This window comes from Streptomyces sp. NPDC014006 (assembly GCF_043088925.1).
In the GTDB taxonomy this organism is placed as follows: domain Bacteria; phylum Actinomycetota; class Actinomycetes; order Streptomycetales; family Streptomycetaceae; genus Streptomyces.
On record NZ_JBICAJ010000009.1, the window covers coordinates 210,084 to 234,818 of the forward strand.

General features: G+C 73.1%; 24 protein-coding genes, 2 pseudogenes and 1 riboswitch. Of the genes and pseudogenes, 13 read left to right on the top strand and 13 right to left on the bottom strand.

The annotated features are described in order from the left end of the window. Nucleotides 1–77: 77 nt before the first annotated feature. A complete protein-coding gene (locus tag ACF1GV_RS28935; protein WP_391686454.1) occupies nucleotides 78–1,508 on the top strand; it encodes a cytochrome bc complex cytochrome b subunit in 1,431 nt (476 codons plus the stop codon). Here the strand turns inward: ACF1GV_RS28935 and ACF1GV_RS28940 are convergent. Both ACF1GV_RS28940 and ctaD read right to left on the bottom strand, forming a co-directional pair. Next, the gene (locus ACF1GV_RS28940; protein WP_391686123.1) at nucleotides 1,429–1,827 is read right to left on the bottom strand and encodes a cytochrome c oxidase subunit 4; all 399 of its coding nucleotides are present in this window, start codon (nucleotides 1,825–1,827) and stop codon (nucleotides 1,429–1,431) included. The genes ACF1GV_RS28935 and ACF1GV_RS28940 overlap by 80 nt on opposite strands. Continuing rightward, complete coding sequence (gene ctaD / locus ACF1GV_RS28945) at nucleotides 1,824–3,497, bottom strand: cytochrome c oxidase subunit I (protein ID WP_391686125.1); 1,674 nt, start codon at nucleotides 3,495–3,497, stop codon at nucleotides 1,824–1,826. The genes ACF1GV_RS28940 and ctaD overlap by 4 nt, the downstream gene beginning before the upstream one ends. A 212-nt stretch (nucleotides 3,498–3,709) precedes the next feature. Here ctaD and ACF1GV_RS28950 point away from each other — a divergent pair, with 212 nt between their 5' ends. Then, on the top strand, nucleotides 3,710–3,892 hold the full coding sequence (locus ACF1GV_RS28950) for a hypothetical protein (RefSeq protein WP_391686127.1): 183 nt from the start codon (nucleotides 3,710–3,712) through the stop codon (nucleotides 3,890–3,892). 78 nt (nucleotides 3,893–3,970) lie between these two features. Here the strand turns inward: ACF1GV_RS28950 and ACF1GV_RS28955 are convergent, their stop codons facing one another. Both ACF1GV_RS28955 and ACF1GV_RS28960 read right to left on the bottom strand, forming a co-directional pair. Further along, nucleotides 3,971–4,555 (bottom strand): hydrolase, encoded by a 585-nt coding sequence (locus ACF1GV_RS28955; protein WP_391686129.1) that lies wholly within the window; start codon nucleotides 4,553–4,555, stop codon nucleotides 3,971–3,973. 107 nt (nucleotides 4,556–4,662) lie between these two features. Further along, the gene (locus tag ACF1GV_RS28960) at nucleotides 4,663–5,118 is read right to left on the bottom strand and encodes a MarR family winged helix-turn-helix transcriptional regulator (RefSeq protein WP_391686131.1); all 456 of its coding nucleotides are present in this window, start codon (nucleotides 5,116–5,118) and stop codon (nucleotides 4,663–4,665) included. Nucleotides 5,119–5,213: 95 nt separating this feature from the next. Between ACF1GV_RS28960 and ACF1GV_RS28965 the strand changes: the two genes are divergently transcribed. The 3 genes and pseudogenes from ACF1GV_RS28965 to ACF1GV_RS28975 all read left to right on the top strand — a co-directional run. Further along, complete coding sequence (locus ACF1GV_RS28965; protein WP_391686133.1) at nucleotides 5,214–5,714, top strand: metallophosphoesterase family protein; 501 nt, start codon at nucleotides 5,214–5,216, stop codon at nucleotides 5,712–5,714. A gap of 121 nt (nucleotides 5,715–5,835) precedes the next feature. Further along, nucleotides 5,836–6,060 (top strand): hypothetical protein, encoded by a 225-nt coding sequence (locus ACF1GV_RS28970; RefSeq protein WP_391686135.1) that lies wholly within the window; start codon nucleotides 5,836–5,838, stop codon nucleotides 6,058–6,060. A 175-nt stretch (nucleotides 6,061–6,235) separates the two neighbouring features. Further along, nucleotides 6,236–6,412 (top strand): annotated as a pseudogene (locus ACF1GV_RS28975) (MFS transporter); the annotation flags it as partial. A 674-nt stretch (nucleotides 6,413–7,086) separates the two neighbouring features. Here ACF1GV_RS28975 and ACF1GV_RS28980 read toward each other — a convergent pair. The 4 genes and pseudogenes from ACF1GV_RS28980 to ACF1GV_RS28995 all read right to left on the bottom strand — a co-directional run bounded on the left by ACF1GV_RS28980 (nucleotide 7,087) and on the right by ACF1GV_RS28995 (nucleotide 10,970). Further along, nucleotides 7,087–8,328 (bottom strand): YncE family protein, encoded by a 1,242-nt coding sequence (locus ACF1GV_RS28980; protein ID WP_391686137.1) that lies wholly within the window; start codon nucleotides 8,326–8,328, stop codon nucleotides 7,087–7,089. A gap of 137 nt (nucleotides 8,329–8,465) precedes the next feature. Then, nucleotides 8,466–9,469: pseudogene (locus tag ACF1GV_RS28985) on the bottom strand (glycosyltransferase); the annotation flags it as partial. Between the two features lie 78 nt (nucleotides 9,470–9,547). Then, nucleotides 9,548–10,402 carry a bifunctional 5,10-methylenetetrahydrofolate dehydrogenase/5,10-methenyltetrahydrofolate cyclohydrolase gene (locus ACF1GV_RS28990; RefSeq protein WP_391686139.1) on the bottom strand — a complete coding sequence of 285 codons (855 nt, stop codon included), beginning with the start codon at nucleotides 10,400–10,402 and terminating at the stop codon, nucleotides 9,548–9,550. A gap of 21 nt (nucleotides 10,403–10,423) precedes the next feature. Then, nucleotides 10,424–10,507, bottom strand: a riboswitch (ZMP/ZTP riboswitch). A 97-nt stretch (nucleotides 10,508–10,604) separates the two neighbouring features. Beyond that, nucleotides 10,605–10,970: a nuclear transport factor 2 family protein gene (locus ACF1GV_RS28995; RefSeq protein WP_391686141.1), complete on the bottom strand. Its 366-nt coding sequence runs from the start codon at nucleotides 10,968–10,970 to the stop codon at nucleotides 10,605–10,607. A 515-nt stretch (nucleotides 10,971–11,485) separates the two neighbouring features. Here ACF1GV_RS28995 and ACF1GV_RS29000 point away from each other — a divergent pair. The 3 genes from ACF1GV_RS29000 to ACF1GV_RS29010 all read left to right on the top strand — a co-directional run bounded on the left by ACF1GV_RS29000 (nucleotide 11,486) and on the right by ACF1GV_RS29010 (nucleotide 14,226). Next, a complete protein-coding gene (locus ACF1GV_RS29000; RefSeq protein ID WP_391686143.1) occupies nucleotides 11,486–12,574 on the top strand; it encodes an S-(hydroxymethyl)mycothiol dehydrogenase in 1,089 nt (362 codons plus the stop codon). Next, nucleotides 12,571–13,203 (top strand): MBL fold metallo-hydrolase, encoded by a 633-nt coding sequence (locus tag ACF1GV_RS29005; RefSeq protein WP_391686145.1) that lies wholly within the window; start codon nucleotides 12,571–12,573, stop codon nucleotides 13,201–13,203. Before ACF1GV_RS29000 ends, ACF1GV_RS29005 begins: the two co-directional genes overlap by 4 nt. A 108-nt stretch (nucleotides 13,204–13,311) precedes the next feature. Further along, a complete protein-coding gene (locus ACF1GV_RS29010; protein WP_391686147.1) occupies nucleotides 13,312–14,226 on the top strand; it encodes an SDR family oxidoreductase in 915 nt (304 codons plus the stop codon). A 73-nt stretch (nucleotides 14,227–14,299) separates the two neighbouring features. Here ACF1GV_RS29010 and ACF1GV_RS29015 read toward each other — a convergent pair whose 3' ends face one another. Further along, the gene (locus tag ACF1GV_RS29015) at nucleotides 14,300–15,220 is read right to left on the bottom strand and encodes a LysR substrate-binding domain-containing protein (RefSeq protein ID WP_391686149.1); all 921 of its coding nucleotides are present in this window, start codon (nucleotides 15,218–15,220) and stop codon (nucleotides 14,300–14,302) included. 70 nt (nucleotides 15,221–15,290) lie between these two features. On the opposite strand from ACF1GV_RS29015, the gene ACF1GV_RS29020 reads away from it, so the two are divergent. From ACF1GV_RS29020 to ACF1GV_RS29035, 4 genes are all read left to right on the top strand, one after another. Further along, nucleotides 15,291–15,911: a maleylpyruvate isomerase family mycothiol-dependent enzyme gene (locus ACF1GV_RS29020; RefSeq protein WP_391686151.1), complete on the top strand. Its 621-nt coding sequence runs from the start codon at nucleotides 15,291–15,293 to the stop codon at nucleotides 15,909–15,911. A gap of 77 nt (nucleotides 15,912–15,988) precedes the next feature. Continuing rightward, nucleotides 15,989–16,687, top strand: coding sequence for a L,D-transpeptidase family protein (locus tag ACF1GV_RS29025; RefSeq protein WP_391686153.1), 699 nt, complete (start codon nucleotides 15,989–15,991; stop codon nucleotides 16,685–16,687). A gap of 130 nt (nucleotides 16,688–16,817) precedes the next feature. Next, entirely contained in the window at nucleotides 16,818–17,003 is a 186-nt protein-coding gene (locus tag ACF1GV_RS29030) for a hypothetical protein (RefSeq protein WP_391686155.1), read from the top strand. A gap of 64 nt (nucleotides 17,004–17,067) precedes the next feature. Then, complete coding sequence (locus ACF1GV_RS29035; protein WP_391686157.1) at nucleotides 17,068–17,886, top strand: EamA family transporter; 819 nt, start codon at nucleotides 17,068–17,070, stop codon at nucleotides 17,884–17,886. A gap of 4 nt (nucleotides 17,887–17,890) precedes the next feature. Here the strand turns inward: ACF1GV_RS29035 and ACF1GV_RS29040 are convergent, their stop codons facing one another. The 3 genes from ACF1GV_RS29040 to ACF1GV_RS29050 all read right to left on the bottom strand — a co-directional run bounded on the left by ACF1GV_RS29040 (nucleotide 17,891) and on the right by ACF1GV_RS29050 (nucleotide 21,316). Beyond that, nucleotides 17,891–19,246 (bottom strand): S1 family peptidase, encoded by a 1,356-nt coding sequence (locus tag ACF1GV_RS29040; RefSeq protein WP_391686159.1) that lies wholly within the window; start codon nucleotides 19,244–19,246, stop codon nucleotides 17,891–17,893. Between the two features lie 98 nt (nucleotides 19,247–19,344). Beyond that, nucleotides 19,345–20,145, bottom strand: coding sequence for an SAM-dependent methyltransferase (locus ACF1GV_RS29045; RefSeq protein ID WP_391686161.1), 801 nt, complete (start codon nucleotides 20,143–20,145; stop codon nucleotides 19,345–19,347). 130 nt (nucleotides 20,146–20,275) lie between these two features. Then, on the bottom strand, nucleotides 20,276–21,316 hold the full coding sequence (locus tag ACF1GV_RS29050; RefSeq protein WP_391686456.1) for a hypothetical protein: 1,041 nt from the start codon (nucleotides 21,314–21,316) through the stop codon (nucleotides 20,276–20,278). Between the two features lie 88 nt (nucleotides 21,317–21,404). Here ACF1GV_RS29050 and ACF1GV_RS29055 point away from each other — a divergent pair, with 88 nt between their 5' ends. After that, nucleotides 21,405–21,797: a PPOX class F420-dependent oxidoreductase gene (locus ACF1GV_RS29055; RefSeq protein ID WP_391686163.1), complete on the top strand. Its 393-nt coding sequence runs from the start codon at nucleotides 21,405–21,407 to the stop codon at nucleotides 21,795–21,797. Between the two features lie 103 nt (nucleotides 21,798–21,900). On the opposite strand, the gene ACF1GV_RS29060 is transcribed toward ACF1GV_RS29055, so the two are convergent. Then, nucleotides 21,901–24,609 carry an alpha/beta hydrolase family protein gene (locus tag ACF1GV_RS29060; RefSeq protein WP_391686459.1) on the bottom strand — a complete coding sequence of 903 codons (2,709 nt, stop codon included), beginning with the start codon at nucleotides 24,607–24,609 and terminating at the stop codon, nucleotides 21,901–21,903. Nucleotides 24,610–24,735 lie beyond the last annotated feature (126 nt).

Below are 24,735 nucleotides of genomic sequence, written 5' to 3' on the forward strand. Positions count from 1 at the left end.
CGGTGACGGGGGAGAGCAGGGGCGAGCGGCTGACCGGTGCCCTCGACGCGCGGCTGCCGGTCGGTGAGGGCGGCGCGATGCTGCGCAAGGCGTTCCCCGACCACTGGTCTTTCCTGCTCGGCGAGATCGCCCTGTACAGCCTGCTGGTGCTGGTGCTCACCGGCGTCTGGCTGACCTTCTTCTTCGACCCGGAGATGCGCGAGGTCGTCTACGCCGGCCACTACGTGCCGCTGCGCGGTGTGGCGATGTCCGCCGCCTACGAGTCCACCCTGCGCATCAGCTTCGACGTGCGCGGCGGACTGCTGCTGCGCCAGATCCACCACTGGGCGGCGCTCGTCTTCGCCGCCGCGATCGGCGTGCACCTGTTGCGGATCTTCTTCACCGGCGCCTTCCGCCGCCCCCGTGAGCTGAACTGGGTCATCGGCGTCACCCTGTTCATGCTGGCCCTGGCGGAGGGCTTCGCCGGCTACTCGCTGCCGGACGACCTGCTGTCCGGCACGGGCCTGCGCATCGCCCAGGGCATCATGCTGTCGCTGCCGGTCGTCGGCACGTATGTGAGCTTCTTCGTCTTCGGCAGCCAGTTCCCCGGGCACGACTTCATCTCCCGGCTCTACCCGATGCACATCCTGCTGCTGCCCGGCGTGCTGCTCGGCCTGGTGACCGTGCACCTGATCCTGGTGTTCCACCTGAAGCACACCCAGTGGAGCGGCCCAGGCCGCACCGAGCGCAACGCCGTCGGCAAGCCGATGGTGCCGCAGTTCACCGCGAGTTCCGCCGGGCTGTCCCTCATGGTCTTCGGCCTGCTCGCCGCACTCGGCGCCGTCGCCCAGATCAACCCCGTGTGGGTGTACGGCCCTTACCGCCCCGACCAGGCCTCCACCGGCTCCCAGCCCGACTGGTACGTCGGCTTCCTGGAGGGCGCGCTGCGCCTCGTACCGCCCTGGGAGACCAACGTCGCCGGCCACACCCTCATGTGGAACGTGCTCCTGCCCGCCGTCGTCCTGCCCGGCCTGCTGTTCCTGGTGCTGTACGCCTACCCGTTCGTCGAGCAGCGGCTGACGGGGGAGGGGCGCCAGGAGCAGCACCTGTGCGACCGGCCCCGCGACCGGCCCGTCCGCACCGGCCTGGGCGTCGCCGGAATCGTCTTCTACGCCGTCCTGCTGATCGCGGGCGGCAACGACGTGGCCGCCGCCGCCTTCCGCGTCTCCGTCAACGTGATGACGTGGACCCTGAGGGTTCTGCTGGTGCTCGCACCGATCGCCGCGTTCTTCCTCACCCGCTGGCTGTGCCACGCCCTCACCGACGAGGAACGCGAGCACCTTCGGGAGGGCGTGGACACCGGCGACGTACGGCAGACCGTCGAGGGCGGCTACGAGGAGAGCCGGCGCCCCGTCACCACCGTGCGGCCCGGCGCCCCGCGGCCGCAGCTCACTCCTGCTCCTCGCCCCGGTGCACGAACTGGAACACCATCCCCAGAACCCCCCGAGCCAGCACCGCCATCCCGATGAGGAACAGCCACAGCCCGTACACCACACCGGTCGCCGCCAGCGCGAACCCGGCCGCCGTCACCACCGGCCAGCGGCTCGCCGCGGGGAAGAACTCCACCGGCCCGGCCGCGTCGGCGATCTCCGCGTCCCGCCGGTCCTGTGGCCGCGGGCCCCGGCGCCGGTACTGCACGGCGCTGAAGAAGGACACCAGGGACGCCATCAGGAAGGCGACCACGAGCACCGCCGAGCCGGCCGGTTCCCGCGACCAGCCGCCGTAGAGTGCCGCGATCCCCGCGAAGAACAGGGCCACGCCCCCGAACAGCACCGACTCCGTCTTCATCGCTGCCCCACTTCCTTCGCCTGGCGGGCCACATAGGGATGGTGCAGGTCGAAGGCGGGGGACTCGGAGCGGATCCGGGGCAGCGCGTGGAAGTTGTGCCGCGGCGGCGGGCAGGAGGTCGCCCACTCCAGGGAACGCCCGTACCCCCACGGGTCGTCCTCGGTGACCACCCGGCCGTGCCGGGCGGAGTACCACACGTTGTACAGGAACGGCAGCGTGGAGACGCCGAGCAGGAACGCCCCGGCCGTGGACAGGGTGTTGAGCAGGGTGAAGCCGTCGGCGGCGAGGTAGTCGGCGTAGCGGCGCGGCATGCCCGCCTCGCCCAGCCAGTGCTGCACCAGGAACGTCAGCTGGAAACCGGGGAAGAGCAGCCAGAAGTGCAGCTTGCCCAGCCGCTCGTCGAGCATCCGGCCGGTCAGCTTCGGCCACCAGAAGTAGAAGCCGGCGAACATGGCGAACACCACCGTGCCGAACAGTACGTAGTGCAGGTGCGCGACGATGAAGTACGAGTCGGTGAGATGGAAGTCCAGCGGCGGCGAGGCGATCAGCACCCCGCTCAGCCCGCCCAGCAGGAACGTCACCAGGAAGCCCAGCGACCACACCATCGGGGTCTCGAAGGAGATCGAGCCGCGGACCATCGTGCCGATCCACGCGAAGAACTTGATGCCCGTCGGCACGGCGATCAGGAACGACATCAGCGAGAAGAACGGCAGCAGCACCGCCCCGGTCGCGAACATATGGTGCGCCCACACCACCGCCGACAGCATCGTGATGCTGACGGTCGCGCCGATCAGCGGCAGATAACCCCACAGCGGTTTGCGGCTGAACACCGGGATGATCTCCGAGATGATCCCGAAGAACGGCAGCGCGACGATGTAGACCTCCGGGTGCCCGAAGAACCAGAACAGGTGCTGCCACAGCAGCGCCCCGCCGTTCGCCGAGTCGAAGACGTGCGCGCCGAATTTGCGGTCCGCCTCCAGGGCGAGCAGCGCCGCGGTCAGCACCGGGAACGCCGGCAGCACCAGGATCGAGGTGAACAGCACGTTCCAGGTGAACAGCGGCATCCGGAACATGGTCATGCCGGGCGCGCGCAGACACATGATGGTGGCGATGAAGTTCACCGCGCCGAGCGTGGTCGACACACCGGCCACCACCAGCCCCATCGCCCACAGATCGCCGCCCGCGCCGGGCGTGTGCACCGCGTCGTTCAGCGGCGCGTACGCGAACCAGCCGAACGACGCGGCGCCGGTGGGCACCAGGAACCCGGAGACCACCATCAGCCCGCCGAACAGGTACATCCAGTACGACAGCGCGTTCAGCCGCGGGAACGCCACGTCCGGCGCGCCGATCTGCAACGGCATGACGGCGTTGGCGAACCCGGCGAACATGGGCGTCGCGAACAGCAGCATCATGATCGTGCCGTGGATCGTGACGAACTGGTTGTAGCCCTCATTGCTCAGCAGCTGCAGCCCGGGCCGCGCCAGCTCGGCGCGCATGGCCATGGCCAGCAGGCCGGCCAGGAGGAAGAAACAGAACGCGGTGACCAGATACAGGTGGGCGATCACCTTGTGGTCGGTCGTGGAGGTCCAGCGCAACAGCGCCCGGCCGAGCGCCCGCCCGGTCGGGGCCGGCCGGCCGTCCGGTCTGTGCTGTGCCTTCAGGTCTGTCATCGTCCTCCTCCCCGGACCGCGGCGACGCTACCGCCGCGCTCCGCGCAGGTACTCGCGCCACGCAGGACCCGGGGCCCGAGGTGCGCCCTACGGCCTATCCGCGGCCGATTCCTCACCTGCTGGACGTGCGTTTGAATCCGGGACGTCCGGGGACTCGGCGACGTAGTGCGAACCGAAGGAACGCGCGGGCAGCAGAAGGAAGATGAGACGCCGTGACGACCGCTCAGTCCCAGGACAAGACCGTCATACGCCGAGCCGAGACCGGCTGGGCGAGGGCACGCAGGCTGCGCCGCCAGCGCGCACTGCGCACCTGCCTGCCCGCCGTGGAGGACCCCGGCGCCGAGCCCGCGTCACGCACCGGGACCGATGGGAACATCGTGCGGGGCGAGGACTGAGCCGAGCCTCCCGGCAGCACCGACGGGGACTGCGACAGGGGCGGAGGCGGCACCGCGCAGGACCTAGCGGTCGACGCGTCAGCCGTGCGTCTTGGCGAGGAGTTCGAGGATCCCCTCGGTCGTGCCCGTCTCGCCCAGCCGCGGGAAGATCCGCCGCACACTGCCCGTGTGCGCCTCGGCGTCCATGTCGCTCATGGCGTCCGTGGCGAGGGCGACGTGGTAGCCGTGCTCGTGTGCGGCGCGGGCCGTCGACTCGACGCCGATGCTGGTGGCGATGCCGGTCAGCACGATCTGCGTCACCCCGCGTCGACGCAGCTGAACGTCCAGGTCGGTGCCGTGGAAGGCGCCCCAGTTGTGCTTGGTGACCGTGATGTCGCCCGCGTGTCCGGCCAGTTCCGGCACGATCACGTCCCAGCCCTCGGGGCGGGCACCCCCCGCCCGGGGGGCTTCGGTGCGTCCGGGGACGGCGTCGGCGCCGTCGGCGGCGAACGACACCCGCACCAGGACGACCGGCAGGTCACGCTCGCGGAACGCCTCGGCCAGCCGGGCGGACCGGGCGACGACGTCGGCGCCGGAGTGGGGCTGGACGGGCGCGGCGGCGATCCCCGCCTGGAGGTCGATCACCACGAGGGCGGTGCGCGGATCGAGTGCGGTGACTGCCATGGCCGGGCCTTTCGGTTGGGTGCTGTTCAGTGCTGCGGACTTCGGGGCTGAGGTTTCCGGACTCTTCACGGACGCGGGGGCGCCACGGCTCACGGAACGAGGGGTTGTCACGGCTGCGACAGCCGCTCCAGGAGCGCCAGCGCCTCGAGTACGGTGCGCCGCTCGGCCTCGGTGAACCGGTCCTGGAGGGCCCGGGCCAGCCACTCCTCGCGGGCCTGCCGGTCACCGGCGATACGGTCCTGCCCGGCCTCGGTGAGCGTGACCAGCTGGCGGCGGCCGTCGGCGGGGTCGGGGCTGCGCCGGATCAGTCCGTGCTGCTCGAGCGCGGCCAGCGTGGCCGCCATCGACTGCGGGCGCACGCCCTCGGCGGACGCGAGCGCGCTCGCCGTGGCCGCGCCGTGCTTGCCGACCAGGGTCAGCGCGGAGACCTGCGACGGGGTGAGCGCGTCGTCCCCGGCGACCTCGCGGACGCGGCGCCGCAGCCGGCCGATCAGCACGCGCAGCTCCTGGGCGCCGCGGGCGGCGCTGCCGGAGATCTCCGGGGCGTTCTCGTCGTGGGCCATGCCCCGACGGTAATTTCTTCAGGTAAAACTGTCCAGTTTCACCTGAACAGCTTTGCCTGAAGAATACGTCCGGACCGGCGCCGTACCCTGAAGCCGTGCGCCTGCTGCTGATGTCCGACACCCATCTCCCCAAGCGCGCCAAGGAGCTGCCGGCGCCGCTGCTCGCCGAACTGCCCGACGCCGACGTCGTCCTCCACGCCGGGGACTGGGTCGACACCGCCACCCTTGACCTGCTGGAAAGCCGCAGTCGCCGGCTGATCGCGGTGTACGGCAACAACGACGGCCCCGAGCTGCGCGCCCGCCTGCCCGAGGTGGCCCGTGCCGACCTGGGCGGTCTGCGCTTCGGCGTGGTGCACGAGACCGGCCCCGCCCAGGGCCGCGAGGCACGCTGTGCCGCGCGCTTCCCCGACCTGGACGTCCTCGTCTTCGGGCACAGCCACATCCCCTGGGACACCACGGCGCCCGGTGGCCTGCGGCTGCTCAACCCCGGCTCCCCGACCGACCGCCGCCGCCAGCCCCACTGCACCTATCTCACCGCCACCGTGGCCGACGGCCGGCTCACGGACGTCGTACTGCACCGGCTGCCGCCGCGCTGACGGCCGCCGCCCGTCGGCTCGTTTTCGCCGTCCCGACGGCCGGGCACCCGAGGCGGACGCCTGTCGTCCAGGGCGGCCGACGCGGACACTCGTTGACCGCCTCGGCCGCTACGAGTGATCTATGACTCACACACCCCTGACCTTCCTCAAGCGCGCGGTGCGGCCCGCCGCGCGGCCCGCCTCCCCCGGGGGCGTGCTCGTCGTCATGTGCGCCGGGTACTTCCTGGTGCTGCTGGACGTCACGATCGTCAACGTCGCCCTGCCCGCGATCGGCGCGCAGCGCGGCACCGACGTGGACGGTCTGCAATGGGTCGTAACGGTTACGCCCTGGCGCTCGCCGCCCTGATGCTGACCAGCGGCACCGCGCGCGACCGCTACGGTCACCGGCGCGTCGTACCGGCCGGGCCGGCCGTCTTCGGTGCCGGTTCGCTGGCCTGCGGGCTCGCCCCCACGGCCACCGCGTTGATCGCCGCCCGCAGGGCGCCGGGGCCGCGCTGCTGCTGCCCGGCACGCTCGCCGTCATCGGCCGCGCCTTCCCCGACCCCGCCGAGCGGGCGCGGGCCATCGGAGTGTGGGCAGGCATCGGGAGCCTCGCTCTGCCCGCCGGGCCGCTGCTCGGCGGCGCCCTCTTCGACGGGATCGGCTGGTGGGCGATCTTCCTGGTCAACGTGCCGATCGTGCCGGTCGCCCTGGTCCGTGCCGCCGCCGTGGTCCAGGAGAGCCGTGAGGCGACGGCCCGCCCCCTGGGCCCGCCCGGTGTCCTGCTCGGCGCGCTGCTCCTGGCCGCGACCTACGCCTTCATCCAGGGCGGCCGCTCGGTTCCCGGCGCGCCGCAGGTCGTCGCGGCGGCGGTCGTGGCGGTGGCTGCCCTGGTCGCGCCGGCCGCCGTCGAGTCGCGCCGTGGGGACGACGCCCTGCTGCCGCCCGCGCTGGTGAAGCGGCCGGCCTTCGCCGGGGTCAACACGACAGCCGAACGGGCGGGGCAATCGGTATCGCCGTCGCCGGCGCCGTCGCCGGGTCCGCCGCCGACCGGAGCCCCTTCCTGCACGGCTTCCACGCCGTGGCGCTGGGCTCCGCCTGCCTCTACGCGGCCGCCGCGCTCCTCGCGCTCGCCGTCCTGCCCGGGGCGCTGCTGCCCGCGCGCGCGGGCGCCGGCTGACCGGCGGGCCCCGGACATGGGCCGGGCCGCCTCACCTCGGTGGAGGCGGCCCGGGCGCTGCGATTGGGTTGCGCTGTCACGGACCTCCTTCGGGTGGATTTGTAGCGGCGACGCATGCTTTGCATGCCTCGTCCCTATAAGGCGCGCTTACCCCGAAAAGCCCGTCTCACACCCATGCGCCGACGTTTTTTCTCCCGTCGGACTGGCTCGCGCTCAGCTGCTCGGGCCGCTCCAGCCGGCGGCGACACGGCCGAGCCGTACCCGCTGCGGGTGGTCGCCGACCGGGACCGACACCCGCTTGCGGCCCGTGGCGAAGTCGATGGCCGTGACCTGGTCGGCGCCGCTCTCGGAGATCACGCAGTCCCGGCCGTCGCCGCTGACCGTGGCCCAGTACGGCTTGGACGCGGGGACCAGCGGGCCCTCCTCGAGGGTGGCGCGGTCGACGACGGTCGCGTAGTCGTCCATGGTGCCCGCCACGCACAGCTTGCTGCCGTCCGGCTTCATCGACAGGCCGTGGTGGCGCGAGTCGTTGACGAAGGTGGTCCGGTCGTCGCTGGTGGCGGGGTTCTTCGGCAGGGTCTTGGTCCGGGTGATCCGGTCCGTGGCGAGGTCGTACTCGAAGAAGCCGTTGAAGAAGGACACCTGGAAGTACAGCTTCGACTCGTCGGGGGAGAAGACGGCCGGCCGCACCGCGTCGGAGTAGTCCTTCAGCCCGATCGCGTCGAGTCGCTCGCGCATGTCGATCACCTTGACCGGCTTGTACGTCGTCGCGTCGACGACCGTGATGTGCCGGTCGCCCTTCGTCCAGTCCAGCCAGGGCGCGTCCAGCGCGGTGTTCACGTCGCCGATGGCCATGTTCCAGAGATACTTGCCGTCCTTGCTGAAGATGTTCTCGTGCGGCTTGTCCCCGGTGGCGAAGGAGCCGAGCTGCCGGCCGGTGACGATGTCCAGGACGTGCACGGTGTTCGCGGTGGACGCTGACACCGCGACCCGGGTGCCGTCGGGAGAGACGGCCATGTGGTCGGCGCGGTATCCGGACACCGGGAAACGCCAGTTCAGCCTGCCGGTGGCCAGGTCGATCGAGACGACGTCGGCGAAGCTGGGCCGCGAGACGACGACCGAGCGGCCGTCGGGTGTGGAGTACATGTCGTCGGCGAACTGGTCGTGGCCCTCGCCGACGCTGTTGCGGATCGCCATGAAGTACGCCCACTTGACCGGGTCGGCGTTGATCTCCGCGAGCCGCTGCTCCTTGTCCGGTACGACACTGATCCGGCCGATCCGCGCGAAGTCGCCGCTGGAGGCGATGACGTCGGCCGTGCCGTCCCAGTTGTTGCCGACGAACAGCACCTCTCGCAGCCCCGCGGGGTCGGCGTGGGCGGCGGTGGCGGGCGAGGCGGCGGTGAGGGCGAGCGCGGCGGCGACCGTGCACACAAGTCGGGGTCGGAAGGCGGGCATGACGGCTCCTCGGGGTGGGGTGGAAACCGAACACACGTGATGCGCAAGAGACTTACTGCAAAGTAAGGAAAGGCCGCCCGCCCCGGCAAGACCACGGACGTAACACCTGGCCCGCGATCCGCTCCAGCGCCCTGCGGGACCGGTGCCGTCCCGTCCTCCTCGCGGACCCGGGTCTCCGGGGCCCGCGCCCGCCGCCCGTACGACGGGTCGGTGACCGCCTCCACGAGCGCGGAGGCCGGCGCGTGCGCGGTGAGACGGCCCAGCGGCAGGGCGCGCGGGGCGACGCCCGGTCCGACCAGCCGGGACGCCCAGAAATGCTCGTCGAACTGGATCGGCACCGGCACCGCAGGCACCCCGGCCCGCAGCCCCGCCCCGGTCGTCCCCGCACCGCAGTGACCCGGCGTCCAGGACCTCCCCCAGCTTGGCGGGCAGTTCACGCTCCCGGTCGTACGGCCACCAGTGACCGGTCACCTCCAGGCCCGGCCGCCAGTCCCGCGGACGGGGCACCATCAGCGGAGTGAAGCCGTGCAGCACCGGCCGGCGCTGCCGCTCCCGGGCGCGCAGCGCCGCCACCGGGCCGACGGCGGGCAGACCCAGCCGGGCGCGCACGGAGGGCACCGCGGAGGCGAAGACGTGCTCCACGGCGAGGTTCACCCCGAGCCCCGCGACCCGGTTCGCGGCACCGCCCCAGGAGCCGGCGGTGAGCAGAGGGGGTGCGAACTCCCGGGTGGGAGCCATCGGTTGCAGCCGAAGGCGCAGGCTCGGGCGGCCCAGACCCTCGGCGACGACGTGCGGCAGCGGCGCGAGCGCGGCGGCGAGGAGAAGCACGTCGGCGCCCTCGGCCGCCTCCGGCAACGCGTCGGTCGTGCGGCCGGCCACCGCCCGGGCCATCTCCACCACCCGCACAGCTTGCCCACCCCGGTCGCGCTGCGGTGCAGGCCCCGGCCGCGCGCCGGCTCCGGCTCGGCCCGCGGATCGACCGGCAGCGCGTGGAAGGCCACCCCCGAGCCCGCCGGGAGCGGCGCGAACCGCTGTGGGTGACCAGGGTGACCTCGCGACCCGCCCACGCCAGGGCGTGCCCGAGGCCGGTGAAGGGGGCCGCGTCGCCCCGGGAGCTCGCCGTCGTGATCACCACACGCATACAGCGCAGTAGGGCCACGATCCCACGCCACCCACACGAACGACCCACGCGATACGGCCACTTCGGGCGGCTAAGGCGTCACACCGATACCCCGAGCTGCCGGGCCGCCGCGTCCACCGTCTGCTCCAGCAGCGTCGCGATGGTCATCGGACCGACCCCGCCCGGCACCGGAGTGATCAGCGAGGCGCGCTCCACCGCCGAGTCGAAGTGGACGTCGCCGACGTTGCCCTCGTTGTAGCCCGCGTCGATCACCACCGCGCCCGGCTTGACGTCCTGGCCGCGGATCAGCCGGGGCCGGCCCACCGCTGCGACGACGATGTCCGCCTCCCGCACGGCCGCCGACAGGTCCGCGGTCCGCGAGTGGCAGTAGGTGACGGTCGCGTCCCGGGCGAGCAGCAGCATCCCGACGGGCTTGCCGAGGATCGCGCTGCGGCCCACCACGGCCGCCCGCTTGCCCGACGGGTCGACGCCGTACGCGTCCAGCAGTCGCATGATCCCGCCCGGCGTGCACGAGACGAAACCGGGCAGGCCGAAGCTCATCGTCGCGAACGACGCGAAGGTGACGCCGTCGACGTCCTTCTCCGGCGCGATCGCCTCGAACGCGGCCCGCTCGTCGATGTGGTCGCCCACCGGGTGCTGGAGCAGGATGCCGTGCACGGACGGGTCGGCGGACAGCGCCCGGACCGCCGCCACCAGCTCCTCGGTCGTGATGGACGCGGGCAGCGCCACGTGCCGGGAGTCGATCCCGGCCTTGCGGCAGCGGTTCTGCTTCATCCGCACATAGGTGACGGAGGCGGGGTCCTCGCCGACGAGCACCGTGGCGAGACAGGGCGCCGTCCCGGTGCGCCCGGTGAGGTCGGCGGCGCGCTGGGCGGTCTCCTCGAGGGTGCGGCGGGCGAGCGCGGTGCCGTCCATGAGGCGGGCCTGGGTCATGATGCAACTCCTGAGCGGGTACGGCATCGCCCAGGCGCACGGCATCGACTCCACGGGGCCGCTCCCCGGTGGTGCTCCACCTCAGCGCCAGTCACGGCCCGCGACCAGGGTAACCGAGCCCGTCCACCGTCCCCGCCCCCGGTGCCGCACGGAGAAGGTCCAGGTCAGCCGGGGGCCGACCTGGACCGCACCCCCTGTCTCGTCACTCGTCCCATGCCTCGACGATGATCTGTTCCGAGATCTTGCCGTCCGTGAGCGTGATCATCGACTCGGACAGCACGCGGGTGCCGTCCGGGTACTCGCAGGACTCGCAGTACGCCGCGTGGTCGCCCTGGACCACGCACTGCTCCAGCTTGTGGGTCATGTCACGGCTGTAGACGTCGCCGAGCATCTCGCGGATCTCGTCCCGGCCGTGCACCACCGCCGGGTTGCTGGGCTGAGCGTTGCGGTTGACGAGACGGATCTCCGCGTCGTCCGCGTACAGGGAGAGCAGCGCCTCGGCGGTGCGGTCCTCGATGCCTCTGCGCAGAGTCTCCGTGTCGAAGCCGGTGTGTGCCGTTGTGCCCATGGTGACCTCCTTGCCAGGCCGCGGGCCCGAAAGGGAGGAGAACGGGCCGCACGGGGCCTAGTCAAAAGGCTCCTCCGCCCAGCCGGGCTCGGCAAGCCCGGCCCGGGTGCTGCGCCTGACGTGTGAGCTGCCCGGCGAGCCGGTGTCACACCGGGCCCCTTCCGCCGTTGCTGAAGGCATGATCTCCACTCGTCGTATCGTCGCCGCCGCCGCACTCGCCGCCGGGACCGCCGGTATCACCCCCCACGGCGAACGCGGGCGTCCTGCGCGCCGAACAGCTGAACCCGATCGCCGCGCTCGACTCGCTCACGACCAGCGACATCCCGGCCGAGCACAAGGGCGAGGTTCCCCGGGTCTCCCAGCAGCTGGGTGCGTTGAACCAGGCGAACGCGCTCAACAAGCTGAACGCACTCCACCAGCTCACCGGCAGGTTCCCCTCTTCGGCCCCCCGGCGCTTGATCACGCGTAGGGTCGGAACCGGGGCGGACGCCCCGTCGAGGGAAGGATGGAGCAGCATGGCGCAGGAAGTACGCGGCGTGATCGCGCCGGGCAGGGACGAGCCGGTGCGCATCGAGACGATCGTCGTGCCCGATCCCGGGCCCGGAGAGGCCGTGGTCCGCGTCCAGGCCTGCGGCGTCTGCCACACCGACCTGCACTACAAGCAGGGCGGGATCAGCGACGACTTCCCCTTCCTGCTCGGGCACGAGGCGGCCGGCGTGGTCGAGTCCGTCGGCGACGGTGTCACCGACGTCGCGCCCGGCGACTTCGTGGTCCTCAACTGGCGTGCGGTGTGCGGCCAGTGCCGGGCCTGTCTGCGCGGCCGGCCCTGGTACTGCTTCGCCACCCACAACGCCTCGCAGAAGATGACCCTCGCCGCCACCGGCCAGGAGCTCTCCCCGGCGCTCGGCATCGGCGCGTTCGCGGAGAAGACCCTCGTCGCCGCCGGCCAGTGCACCAAGGTCGACCCGGCCGTCTCCCCGACCGTCGCCGGGCTGCTCGGCTGCGGGGTGATGGCCGGCATCGGCGCGGCGATCAACACCGGCGGGGTCACCCGCGGCGACTCGGTCGCCGTCATCGGCTGCGGCGGCGTCGGTGGCGCGGCGATCGCCGGAGCGCGTCTGGCCGGCGCGGGCCGGATCATCGCCGTCGACATCGACGACCGCAAGCTGGCCACCGCCCGCACCCTGGGCGCCACCCACACCGTGAACTCCAAGGACGCCGACCCGGTCGAGGCCGTCCGCGAACTGACCGGCGGCTTCGGCGCCGACGTCGTCATCGAGGCCGTCGGCCGCCCCGAGACGTACACCCAGGCGTTCTACGCCCGCGACCTCGCCGGCACCGTCGTGCTCGTCGGGGTGCCCACGCCCGAGATGAAGCTGGAGCTGCCGCTGCTGGACGTCTTCGGCCGGGGCGGAGCGCTGAAGTCGAGCTGGTACGGCGACTGTCTGCCCTCCCGCGACTTCCCGATGCTGATCGACCTGCATCTGCAAGGGCGGCTGCCGCTGGACGAGTTCGTCACCGAGACCATCCAACTGGACGAGGTGGAGAAGGCGTTCGAGCGGATGCACCTCGGCGACGTGCTGCGCTCGGTGGTGACGCTGTGACGACCGCCCGCATCGAACGCCTCGTCACCGCTGGGCAGTTCACGCTCGACGGCGGCACCTGGGACGTCGAGAACAACGTGTGGATCGTCGGCGACGACCACGAGGTGATCGTCATCGACGCCGCCCACGACGTGGACGCCATCACGGCGGCCGTGGGCGACCGCCGCCTCACCGCGATCGTGTGCACCCACGCCCACAACGACCACGTGAACGCCGCGCCGGAACTCGCCGACCGCACCGGAGCGGTGATCTGGCTGCACCCCGACGACCTGCCGCTGTGGAAGCTCACCCACCCCGACCGCGACCCCGACGCCCACCTGGTCGACGGGCAGGTCATCGAGGCCGCCGGCACCGATCTGACCGTGCTGCACACCCCGGGGCACGCTCCGGGCGCCGTGTGCCTGCACGACCCGGGCCTCGGCGCCGTCTTCACCGGCGACACGCTCTTCCAGGGCGGCCCCGGCGCGACCGGCCGCTCGTACTCCCACTTCCCGACGATCATCAACTCCGTGCGCGACCGTCTGCTGACGCTGCCACCGGAGACGAAGGTGCTCACCGGACACGGCGACGCGACCACCATCGGCGCCGAGGCACCCCACCTTCAGGAGTGGCTCGACCGGGGGCACTGAACGGCGAGGCCGGGCGAGTGACGGGCCGTAAAACCTGACAGAAGATGTCCGGCTTCCACGGCACCCTCGGGGACGACGCACCTCACCCAGGGAAACAGGAGGCCGGGCATGTCACGTCCGCTGGACGGCAAGGTGGCGCTCGTCGCCGGGGCGACGCGCGGCGCGGGCCGTGGGATCGCGGTGGAGCTCGGCGCGGCAGGCGCCACCGTGTACGTCACCGGTCGCACCACCCGCGCCCGGCGTTCCGAGTACGACCGCCCCGAGACCATCGAGGACACCGCCGACCTGGTCACCGAGGCGGGCGGCAAGGGCATCGCCGCACCCGCCGACCATCTGGACCCCGCGCAGGTCCGCGCCGTGGTCGACCGCGTCGACGACGAGCAGGGCCGTCTCGACGTCCTCGTCAACGACATCTGGGGCGGCGAGACGCTCTTCGAGTGGGACACCCCCGTCTGGGAGCACTCTCTCGACAAGGGGCTGCGGCTGCTGCGGCTCGCCGTGGAGACCCACCTCGTCACCAGCCACCACGCGCTGCCGCTGCTGCTGCGCAGGCCCGGCGGGCTGGTCGTCGAGATGACCGACGGGACCGCGGAATACAACCGCGACACCTACCGCAACAACCTCTTCTACGACCTCGCCAAGGCGGCGGTGCTGCGCATGGGCTTCTCCCTCGGCCACGAACTCGGCCCGCGCGGCGCCACCGCCGTCGCCCTCACCCCCGGCTGGCTGCGCTCGGAGATCATGCTCGACCACTTCGGGGTGCGCGAGGACAACTGGCGTGACGCCCTCCACCGCGAGCCGCACTTCGCGATCTCCGAGACCCCGCGCTATGTCGGCCGCGCGGTCGCCGCCCTGGCCGCCGACCCGGACGTGGCCCGCCTCAACGGCCGGTCCCTGTCCAGCGGTGGCCTCGCCCGGGTGTACGGCTTCACCGACCTCGACGGCAGCCGCCCGGACGCCTGGCGCTACCTGACCGAGGTGCAGGACGCGGGCAAGCCGGCGGACACCACCGGTTACCGGTGACCCGCCGGCCCATGACGCAGCTGACGCGTCGGCGGACCGCCGCCCGGCCATGGTCCGCGCGGTAGCCGGCGCGTCAGCCCTCGGCTGCCCGCGCCGCGTCCACCCGCGCCACGGCCGTCCGCAGCCGCCCGAGCAGTGCGCGTGCCGCCGGTGAGACCGGGCCGTCCGACCGCCAGGCCAGCGCCACCCGCCCGCGCGCCCGCGGATCGTCGAGGCGCCACACCCGCAGTCCCTCGGCCGTGGGCCGCCCCGGTACGACGGCCACGCCGAGCCCGCGCGCGGCCAGGTCCACCAACGCCCGCGGGGTCGCCGCCTCGAAGGCGACGCGCGGCCGGAACCCGGCCTGGGCGCACAGCCGTTCCAGCACCCCGCGCACCCCGGCGCCGCGCGGCAGGGTGATCAGCGGATGACCGGCGAGGGCGGCGACCGGCAGGGCGCCACGGCCTCCGTGGGCGGCTGCCAGCTCGTGTCCCGCGGCGACGGCCGCGCCGAGCGGCTCGTCGATGACGACCTGGTGGCCGACGCCCGGCGGCGGTTCCTCTGCGAGCCCCGCGACCGCGAGGTCCAGCTCGCCGCGGCGCACCGCCTCCAGCATGCGGTCGGAGGTGTCCTCGGTGAGTGTGATCTCCACCCGCGGATGCCGCTCGTGGAAGGCGGCCAGCAGCCCGATCAGATCCATCGGGTGCCCGAGCGTGCCCGGCACCATCCCGATCGCGACCCGGCCGCGCAGCAGGCCCGTGAACTCCTCCACCGCCTGCCGCACCCCGTCCACAGCCGCCAGCGCGGCCCGCGCGTACGGCAGCACCGCCTCCCCGACCTCCGTCGGCCGCACCGCGCGGCCGGAGCGGTCCAGCAGCGGATGCCCGAGCTCCCGCTCCAGCCGGCGGATCTGCGCGCTGAGCCCGGGCTGCGCCAGATGCAGCCGCTCGGCGGCGCGGGTGAAGCCGCCCTCGTCCACGACGGTCACGAAGTAGTGCAGCTGCCTCAACTCCATAACGGATGATGCTAGATGCCAGAGCAGACGTCTCTTGGACTTATGGCCGCGCGGGCAAGATCCTGGACGCATGGGGACCACAGACGATGCCATCGCCGCCGAACGCCGGGACCTGGCAGACCTGTTCGACGCGCTCACCCCGGACCAGTGGGCGCGGCCCAGCCTGTGCGCGGGCTGGCGGGTGCGGGAGGTGGTGGCCCACATGTCGATGGGCTTCCGCTACTCCCGCCCGCGCGTCCTGCGCGAACTGCTCGCCGCGCGCGGCAGCCTGCACCGTATGGCCGATCGGCTCGCGCACCGCGACGCGGCCGCGCACACCGACGCCGAACTCGCCGGCCTCCTGCGCACCCACGCCCGCCATCCGTGGGGGCCGCCGGTGGGCGGGCGCGCCGCGGCCCTCGCGCACGACGTCGTGCACGGCCTGGACGTCGCCGTCGCCCTCGGACTCGACCGCCGTGTCCCCGAGGACCGGCTGCGTATCGTCCTCGGCACGATCTCGCCGCGCGGCGCCCGCTTCTTCGGCGCCGACCTCTCCGGCGTCCGTCTCGTCGCCGACGACCTCGACTGGTCGTACGGCAGCGGCAGCCCGGTGCACGGTGCCGCGCAGGATCTGCTGCTCGTCGCCTTCGGGCGGCGGCTGCCCGCCGCCCGGCTCGAGGGGCCGGAAGTTCACCGATTCGTCACAGCCTGACCGGTCCGTGCAACCAACACCCCCACTCGCCTGTCTACGTGGCAGAGACCGCAGGACGGGCAAGGGAGAAACCGGATATGAGGTACATAGGCCGTCGGGGCGCCGTCGCCCTCGGCGTCACCGGACTGGTGGCGCCGCTCACACTGGCGCTCGGCGCCGCACCGGCGCAGGCCGCGTCGCACTGCACCACCAGTACCGGCCCCCACCAGAAGCAGGTCGAGAAGTTCCTCGGCCGCCCGGTGGACGGCAGGCAGTCGTCCGCCGACTGCAGGGCCATCCAGGCCTTCCAGACCAGACACGGCATCACGCCGAACATCGGCTACGCCGGGTCCGTCACCTGGGGCGTGATGGACCTCATGAACAAGCAGAAGGCCGTCGGGAAGAATCCGAACAAATCAGGCAAGTGCCCGGTGAACAAGGGCCGTATCGCCTGCGTCGACCTCACCCTCCAGCTCAGCTGGATCCAGGACGGCAAGAAGCTGGTCTACGGCCCGGTCCCGGTGCGCACCGGTCGCGACGGCTACGAGACCCGCACCGGCCTGAAGAAGGTCTACTGGCGTGACATCGACCACGTCTCCAGCCTCTACCACGTGGCCATGCCCTACAGCCAGTTCTTCGACGGCGGCCAGGCCTTCCACTCGGTCGGCGTGAGCGTGTGGAACCCGCCCGGCTCGCACGGCTGCGTCAACATGACGAGGACCGACGCGAAGAACTACTGGTCACTGCTGCGCAAGGGCGACGACGTCTTCGTCTACGGCCGCAAGCCCGGCACCTGACGGCAGCCGCCGGGGGGCGGTGCCCGGACGGCCGCCCCCTCCCGTTGCCCCGTTTGGACGTGATCATCAACACGTCCGGAGTGTCTCGATTGTGCGACCTCGCTCACAGCGCCTTCACCTTCAGCGCCGTATGCTTCACAGCATGTCCACCACTGTTGAACCCGCTTTCGAGCGATCGGCCGCGGAGGTCAACGAGGAGATCCGGGCCCTGTGGCTCCGTTCGGGCGGGACACTGACCGGCGAGCAGCGCGAGGAGTACCAGCGCCTCGTCCTGGAGTGGGCCGCAGCGGCCCACCGGCCGGTGAACGCGGCCTAGCGTCGCCCGAACCTCCCGCCTCCCGCCGCGCATCCCGGCATCATCCGAGGGCACCCTCTGCTCAGTGGGTGCCCTTCTCGCTCTGACCTCCGCCCTCGTCTACGGCGTCGTCGACTTCTTAGGCGGCCTGCTGTCCCGGCGTGCCCCTTTCCGGGCCGTCACCTTCCTCGGCCAGGCCGGCGGGCTGCTGCTCGCCGCCGTGACCGCATGGGTGATGTCCGCCACCTCCGCCGCCCCCGCCGACCTGGCCTGGGGCGCGCTGTCCGGTGTCGGCAGCGGCCTCGCCATGCTCTTCCTCAACCGCGGACTCAGCCGCGGCGCGATGAGCGTCGTCGTCCCCGTGAGCGCCGTCACCTCCGTCGTGCTGTCCGTGCTGTGCGGGGTGCTGCTCCTCGGGGACCGGCCCGGTCCCGTCGCCTGGGCCGGCATCGCCGCCGCCGTACCCGCCCTGTGGCTCGTCGCCGGCGGCGCGGCGACGAGCGGCTCGGGCGTGCGCGACGGGCTGCTCGCCAGCGCCGGCGTCGCCGTGCAGTACCTCGCGCTCGGCCAGGCCGGTCCGGACAGCGGACTGTGGCCGGTGGCCGCCGGACGCGTCGCCGCGGTCCTGTTGCTGCTGCCCGGCGCGGTACGGCGTCCACCGCGCCTGCGTCCCGGGCCGGCCCTCGCATCGCTCCTCGTCGGCGCCGGCGCGGCCCTGGGTCTGATCCTCTATCTCCTCGCCACCCAGCGGCAGTTGCTGTCCGTCGCCGTCGTGCTCGCGTCCCTCTACCCCGCCGTGCCCGTCGTCCTCGGCCTCGCGGTCCTGCGGGAACGGGTCGCCCCCAGGCAGGCGGTGGGCCTTCTGGGCGCGGCCGTGGCCACGGTGCTGCTGAGCCTGGGCTGAGGGGTCAGCCCCACATGGCGGAGTAGTGCCGGCGAAAGGCCCTGCGGTCCTGTTCCTCCCGCAGCCAGCGGGTCGCCACCAGCGCCACCAGGCTGCCCGCCACCACCAGGAGCCCCGGCCCGACGGCACGGGTGTCCGCCAGGCGGGACAGCAGCGTCGTGCCCTCCGCGCCACCGCCCACCGGGGACGGTGCTCCCGGCGACGCGGCCCCGGGCGCCGACGAAGGGGCCTTGGGGGAGGTGCCGCTGTTCGATGTGGCCTGTGCCGACACGATCAGCCGCACGCCCAGCGTCCGCAGTGCCTTGGTCACCGGCTGGAAGAACGTCGTACCGCCCGAGGTGCAGTCCCCGCTGCCGCCGGAGGTCACCCCGAGCGCCACGCCCTCGGAGAACAACGGGCCGCCGCTGTCGCCCGGTTCGGCGCACACATCGGTCTGGATCAGCCCGGTGACCGTTCCCTCGGGGTAGTTCACGGTGGCGTCCAGGCCGGTCACCCGCCCGTCGTGCAGGCCGCTGGTGCTGCCGCTGCGGAACACCCGCTGTCCCACCACCGGATCGGCCGCCCCCGTGATCCGTACCCCCGTTCCGCCGCCGATCGCGACGACGTCAGCCGCCTCGCCCGCCCGGCCGCTCGCATACCGCACCAGGGAGAAGTCGGTGCCCGGGAAGGCGGAGTCGGCGGTCTGCCCGACCTCCCGTGCCGCCCGGGCGTCCGCGAACCACACCGAACCCTTCGGCCCGCAGTGCCCGGCGGTGAGGATGAAGTCGGCCCGCCCGTCGGTGACGTTGAACCCCGCCGAGCAGCGTCCGCCCGTCGACAGGATCGGCTGCGCCCCGTTCAGCCGGGTGGTGAACGTCCCGCCCGTGCGCTCCATCCGGACGAAACCGCCGATGCCCTGCGCCACATGTGTCAGCCGGGACCAGTCAGTGGCCGAGACGGTGCGGTCGGCGCGCACGACGACTTCGTTGGTGCGGTAGTCCACGGCCCACGCGGTGCCCGGCACCCGCGCCGCCGAACGCAGCACACCAGTCGCCGACTTCAGCTCGTCCAGGCTGTGCCCGACGAGTTTCGGCTCGGCGCCGGCACGGCGCACCTCGGCCGCCGCGCCCGGGTCGGTCACGGCGACGACCGGCCGCCCGTCGGCGCCGAGCCAGCTGCCCGCCGTACGCCCCGTGCCCAGCCGCCGCACCAGCCCCGCTGCGCTGTCCCCGGCCGGTTGTGCGAGCGTGCGCGGCGCCGCGGGCGGGCCCGGTGGCTCACTGGCGACGGCCTGGGTGACCATGGCCCCGCCCAGCAGGAGCCCGCCGGCGGCCGCCAGCCGTGCCGCTCGCCTCACGAACCGTCGTCGTGCGTGCCTCATGATGCCTGGCTCCCGAACCCCGAACGCGCGACCGGCGGCCGCGGGGCGCGCCGGTCGGCGCGCGCCCCTTGTCCATACGGCGCGGGGCCCGGGCGTGTTCAGCGCTTGCGGCCCACTCCGCCGAACATGGCCACCTCCGCCGGCTCGATCCCGTCGGTCGCGTCGGGACGCCAGCGCGAGCACGACACCACGCCCGGCTCCAGCAACTCCAGCCCGTCGAAGAACCGGGCCACGGCCTCCGGGCTGCGCTGGGTGAGCTTCGGAGTGCCGTGCTCGTTCCAGAACTTCACCGCCTCGTCCACGTCCGGCATCGCCGGGTGGGTGACGGTGTGCGACAGCACCAGGTGGCTGCCCGACGGCAGCGCGTCCAGCAGACGCCGCACCAGCGCGTACGGGTCCTCCTCGTCGCCGACGAAGATGACCACGCCGAGCAGCATCAGCCCGATCGGCTGCGTGAAGTCCAGGGTCTTCGCCGCGTGTTCGAGTATCGCGTCGACGTTGCGCAGGTCCTCGTCGAGATAGTCGGTGACGCCCTCGGGCGTGCTGGACAGCAGGGCGCGGGCGTGGGCGAGCACCAGCGGGTCGTTGTCGACGTAGACGATGCGGGCCTCCGGGGCGTGCCGCTGGGCCACCTGGTGGGTGTTGTCCGCGGTCGGCAGCCCGGTGCCGATGTCCAGGAACTGCCGGATGCCCGCCTCCGTGACCAGGTGCCGCACGGCCCGGCCCAGGAACAGGCGGTCCTCACGGGCGTACTCGCCGATCCCCGGGTGCAGTTGGCGAATCCGGTCGCCGGCCGCGCGGTCGACGTCGTAGTTGTCACCGCCGCCCAGCCAGTAGTTCCAAATGCGGGCCGTGTGCGGCTGGGAGGTGTCGATACGCACGCGCGGGCTGTCGGTCACGGGCCGGCTCCTGGAGAAACGGGGACGATACGGGGACAGCACGCAATCTAGACGGCGCAATCCAGCCGCGCTGCCACTCCGGCGTTTTCGGTGCGCGGGTCCCGAGCGGAAGCACCTTCATGTCAGGCAGTCACATCGACGTGACGTCACCCTTGCCTGCCACGACTCCGGCTGCCCTGGCTTCGGGCGGGCCACCGAGCCGCGCCCAGCTGTCCTCGTCGCCCCAGACGGACCCCGCGGCCACGAACGGGCACAGCTGCGTGGTCAGTTCGGTGTCGCCGTGCCCGTGCAGTTCGTCGGAGGCGATTTTGCGGGCGACCCCGGCCAGGAAGTCGGCGAGCTGCACGCGCGCGTCGTCCCGTGCGGCGACCAGCCGTAGCCCGGTCAGGGCGGCGCCGTGGCGGCGGGCGGTCGCCACGATCCAGGCGATCCGGTCCTCGGTCAGCAGGTTCTGCCGGTCGTGCACCAGGGTGACCGGCCGGCCACCGGTGCTCCAGGAGACCGCCGTGCGCACGATCGCCGGCAGCAGCGGGTCGAGCACCGGCACCAGCGGCGGCCCGTCCAGGAGCCGGTCCCGGTAGGCCTGGGCCCGGGCGTGGGTGTCCGCCAGCCGGGCGAGGACGTCCATGGCCGCAGCCGGACCGCCCGCCTCGCGCAGCGCCTCGACGGCGCCGTAGAACTCAGCCACGGGCGGCTGCGGCTCCCCGTCGTGGCGCACGCGCAGCAGCCGGTTCGCCGCGCCGAGGAACCGCGCCCACGGCCCGTCGCCGAACGCCCGCCGGCCCGCCCGGAACACGATCCTCGCCGCTTCGTCACCCTCGTCCAGCAGCAGCCCGACGGCCTGCTCCACCACCAGGAACGCCTTCTGCGTCAGCTGCACACGGGCCTGCCCGGCCAGTGGGCCCGCGGGCGCCAGCAGCCACTCCAGCACCGCGCGGTGCTTCTCCCGCAGCAGGTGCCCCGCCTTGTACTCCTCGGCCGGGGAGCGGATGCGGTCCCGGACCTCCCGTACGGCCGCCTCGGCCACGCCGACCGGCAACCGCACGCCCGCGTGCGCGAACACGTCGGTGTTCCCGCCGACCAGGTTCTCCCCGTCCGACCCCGACTCGTCGCACGCCACCTCCAGCGGTGCCTCGTCCGCTCGACGGCCGTCCGCCCGGTTCCAGGTCACACCCACGCCCCCTGTCCTCGCCGCACCTCAAGGATCGCGCATCGCCGGTCCCGGCCGCCTCGGGACAAACGGCTCTACACTGCCGGGCATGGACGACACGCCTCTGGACCGGCTCGGCGCGGGCAGCTACCTGCTGCTGACCAGCTACCGCAGGAACGGCACGCCCGCCGCCACCCCGGTATGGGTGGTGCGTGACGGTGACGCCCTGGGGGTGTGGACGGTCGCCGACTCCTACAAGGTCAAGCGCATCAGGGCCCGCGCCGACGTGCTGGTCGGCCCGTGTGACGCGCGGGGCAATCCGACGGGGGAGCAGGTCCCGGCCACGGCCGAGATCACGGACGCGGCGACCGTCGGCCGCTACCGGCAGCTGATCGCCCGCAAGTACGGCCTCATCGGCCGCCTCACCCTCCTCGGCAGCCGCATCCGGCGCGGCCGGGACGGCACCGTGGGCATCCGGGTGACGCTGAGCCGTGAGCCGTGAGCCGTGAGCCGTGAGGCTCTGAGCCCGGGAGGCCCTGAGCCCGTGAGGCCGTGAGCCCTGGCCGGCCGCACCGCGCGCGGTCGGCCAGGGCGCCTGTCGTCGGCTACGACGCGTCCAGGACCGTCCCGGTCAGCACCGGACCGCCCGGCAGCGGCGCACCCGAGTCGTCCGTGACCGTCAAGCGCACCGACTCGGCGGTCTCGGTCACCGTGTCCTTGACGGTGGGCACGGACACCTCCGTGCTCGTTGTGCCCGCCGGCATCGACGCCCACACGCCCAGGTACGGAACCTGGGACAGCGGCAGCTCCGGATCCGGCTCGACGCCGCCGGCCTCCCGCAGCCACGCCGGGTCGACGTCCTTGGTGGACAGCTCAGGGCCGGCCGTCACCGGCACCACCGAGAAGGAGGCGCTGATCTCGGTGTCCGCCGGCTCGGACAGCGTCACCTTCCAGCGCAGCGGCTGGCCCTCGCTCACCCGGTCGGCGATGGGGGTCACCGACACCTTCGGCATCGGGTCGTCGTTCAGCGCGGTCACTCCGCCCCGGTGGGACCCGACGACCGTGCCGCGGACCGCCTTGACGACGATGTCGTGCGTCACGTCGTACGCGAAGCGCTTGTTGCCCTTGACCTGGACGGCCACGGCGATGTCGTCGCGGCCCGGACGCACCGTCACCAGCCGGTCCTTGGCCTCGCCGGTGACCGGATCCATGACGTACACCCGCACCTGACCGCCCCCGTGCCCGGACACCCGCACCGGCACCCGGTAGGTGCGCACGCCCGAGTCGCCCTCCTTGACCGAAAGCCGGCCGAGGTCCACCCGGGCGAGGGGGGCCTCCTGCACCGCGGGCGTGCCCGGGCGCCAGGCCCAGGCGTCCATCAGCCAGGCCTGTCCGGCACGCGAACGCGGCGTCAGCTCGAGGGACGTGACGTGCCGCAGGTCGAGTCCGGCGCGGGTCGCTGCCGTGAGCGGGACGCGCAGCTCGCGCGCCCAGTACGAGGCGGTGCGGTCGCTGCCGGGCAGCCCGTCGGCGGTGACCCGGCCGAGGACGGCCCGCCGGCCGCGGGTGTCGGTGACGGCGACGTCGAGCTGTGTGCCCTTGCTGTTCGGCGGCATGATGACGCGCAGCGCCAGCGACCGGGCACCGGCGAGGGACAGCGGCGAGGCAGGCTGTACGCGGGCCGCTTTCCCCGGCGCCGGCCAGCGCAGCGCCACAGCGCGGCGGCCGGTCTCCCGGCCGGTGTCCCACGTGGCGAAGTGCGGTGAGACGCCGTGCGCGTCCTCGCCCAGGCAGGCGACCGCGGGCTTCGGGTCCACCGCCGAGCACAGCCGGGCGCCGGTGACCGTCACCTTGCCGTCGGGCAGGAATCCGGCGCCGCGTTGCGCGCCCACCGCGTGGGTCAGCACCCGCGCGGGGTCGGCGGACGGCGCCCGCCGCCCGGTGCCGTCGAGCAGCTCGCGCACCCGGTCGTCCCCGGCGACGAACAGCCGTGCCGCCGCCGCGATGTACGTCGAGCCGGCCCGGTGCTGCTGGTCGGCCGTCAGCCGGGTGCGGCTGCCGGGCGAGCACACCGGGTCCTTGTGGTCCGGGTCGTCGAAGAAGTCGTCCTCGGCGGGCGCCTGGGCCTTCCCCGGCGTCCACTCGGTGTTGAAGAAGTTGTGGTCGGCCCCCTCCACGTAGACGGCGCTGTGCAGCGCGCGGCCGCGGCTGACCCCACGGGTGCCGTCGACGTACACCTCGCCCTGCAGGTCGGAGACGTCACCGTCACAGCCCGGCAGGACGGTGGCCGAGGGCACGTCGGGCACCGGGTTCTGGCCGAAGATCGTCGGGCCGATCAGGACCGTGCCCCGCACGTGCCAGCGGACCGGGCCGCGGTAGCCGTCCTGGGTGGCGGGCGGCGGGTAGAGGCTGTCCATCGCGGCGCGGTTGACGCCCTCGCCACCGCGGGAGTGCCCGACGAGCAGGACCTTCGACAGGTCGGCCTTCGGCGCCTTGCGGATCGCCGCCGGGGCCGTGGCCGGGTGGGTGGCCCAGTCGGCCCAGTGGGCGAGGTGCTGCCGCACCAGCGAGGAGCGGGCCTGCGCGCCGCCGTCCTCCGCCTCCCCGTCCTGGCCGTTGATGCCGTTCGCGGAGATCGACACCGTCACATAGCCCTGGGAGGCGAGCAGTTGCTGGTCGCGCAGATAGCCGCGGTAGCTCGGGATGGGCTTGGTGCCGGCCGGACAGGGCCAGTCGCCTGTCGCCTCCGCGCCCTTGTAGCAGGTGGCGTGGCGGCCGTGCAGGAACAGCGCCAGCGGGCGCGCCCCGCGGGCTGCCGCCGGCGCCACGACCACCGCGCGCATCTCGACCGGCGCCTTGAAGCCGGGCAGCCGCACGGGCGGCAGGTCGTACTCTCCCGTGGCCGTGCGGTAGGAGCCCGGCGTGCCGGGATCGACGGCGCCCGCGGGAAGCGGGGCCGGTGGTTGCGCGGCGGCGAACGAGCCGCGGCGGCCCTGCCGGGTGTCGTCGGCGGGGGCGTCCAGGCGGCGTCCGCCGGCCCACACCTGAAGGTCCGTCAGCCGGGCGGCGTCCGACGACTCGAGCTCCAGCCGGAAGGTGTGGCCGTCGCGCGCCGGAGCGGGCACGCCGAGCAGCGTGCCGCCGGAGTGGAACTCCACGCGGGCGTCGCCCATGGGTATCCCGGGCGCCGAACGCCACACGAGGTGGCGCGCGGTGCCCTCGTCGGTGATCCGCCAGCCCGGCGGAAGGGCCGTCTCGTGCGCCTCCCGCGTGGGTGCTGCGGCGTGTGCCGCCAGCGGCGATGCCCCCGTCATCGCGAGCACCGCCGTGGCGGTGATGCCTATGCGCCGGGCCAGTGGCAACCGGGCAGGTGACAATGGTCTCTCCTCAACCCCGTGCGCGGGCACCCCGTCGGTCCCGGGGGCCCCTCGCGCCTCGGA

What these genes read in the sequence shown, in the direction of transcription:
- ACF1GV_RS29060 (WP_391686459.1), bottom strand. Translation starts at nt 24,609, where the DNA reads ATGACGGGGGCATCGCCGCTGGCGGCACACGCCGCAGCACCCACGCGG.
- ACF1GV_RS28970 (WP_391686135.1), top strand. Translation starts at nt 5,836, where the DNA reads ATGACTCACACACCCCTGACCTTCCTCAAGCGCGCGGTGCGGCCCGCC.
- ACF1GV_RS28980 (WP_391686137.1), bottom strand. Translation starts at nt 8,328, where the DNA reads ATGCCCGCCTTCCGACCCCGACTTGTGTGCACGGTCGCCGCCGCGCTC.
- ACF1GV_RS29000 (WP_391686143.1), top strand. Translation starts at nt 11,486, where the DNA reads ATGGCGCAGGAAGTACGCGGCGTGATCGCGCCGGGCAGGGACGAGCCG.
- ACF1GV_RS29055 (WP_391686163.1), top strand. Translation starts at nt 21,405, where the DNA reads ATGGACGACACGCCTCTGGACCGGCTCGGCGCGGGCAGCTACCTGCTG.
- ACF1GV_RS28935 (WP_391686454.1), top strand. Translation starts at nt 78, where the DNA reads ATGCTGCGCAAGGCGTTCCCCGACCACTGGTCTTTCCTGCTCGGCGAG.
- ACF1GV_RS29010 (WP_391686147.1), top strand. Translation starts at nt 13,312, where the DNA reads ATGTCACGTCCGCTGGACGGCAAGGTGGCGCTCGTCGCCGGGGCGACG.
- ACF1GV_RS28995 (WP_391686141.1), bottom strand. Translation starts at nt 10,970, where the DNA reads ATGGGCACAACGGCACACACCGGCTTCGACACGGAGACTCTGCGCAGA.
- ACF1GV_RS28955 (WP_391686129.1), bottom strand. Translation starts at nt 4,555, where the DNA reads ATGGCAGTCACCGCACTCGATCCGCGCACCGCCCTCGTGGTGATCGAC.
- ACF1GV_RS29040 (WP_391686159.1), bottom strand. Translation starts at nt 19,246, where the DNA reads ATGAGGCACGCACGACGACGGTTCGTGAGGCGAGCGGCACGGCTGGCG.
- ctaD (WP_391686125.1), bottom strand. Translation starts at nt 3,497, where the DNA reads ATGACAGACCTGAAGGCACAGCACAGACCGGACGGCCGGCCGGCCCCG.
- ACF1GV_RS29015 (WP_391686149.1), bottom strand. Translation starts at nt 15,220, where the DNA reads ATGGAGTTGAGGCAGCTGCACTACTTCGTGACCGTCGTGGACGAGGGC.
- ACF1GV_RS28940 (WP_391686123.1), bottom strand. Translation starts at nt 1,827, where the DNA reads ATGAAGACGGAGTCGGTGCTGTTCGGGGGCGTGGCCCTGTTCTTCGCG.
- ACF1GV_RS28990 (WP_391686139.1), bottom strand. Translation starts at nt 10,402, where the DNA reads ATGACCCAGGCCCGCCTCATGGACGGCACCGCGCTCGCCCGCCGCACC.
- ACF1GV_RS28960 (WP_391686131.1), bottom strand. Translation starts at nt 5,118, where the DNA reads ATGGCCCACGACGAGAACGCCCCGGAGATCTCCGGCAGCGCCGCCCGC.
- ACF1GV_RS29030 (WP_391686155.1), top strand. Translation starts at nt 16,818, where the DNA reads ATGCTTCACAGCATGTCCACCACTGTTGAACCCGCTTTCGAGCGATCG.
- ACF1GV_RS29025 (WP_391686153.1), top strand. Translation starts at nt 15,989, where the DNA reads ATGAGGTACATAGGCCGTCGGGGCGCCGTCGCCCTCGGCGTCACCGGA.
- ACF1GV_RS29020 (WP_391686151.1), top strand. Translation starts at nt 15,291, where the DNA reads ATGGGGACCACAGACGATGCCATCGCCGCCGAACGCCGGGACCTGGCA.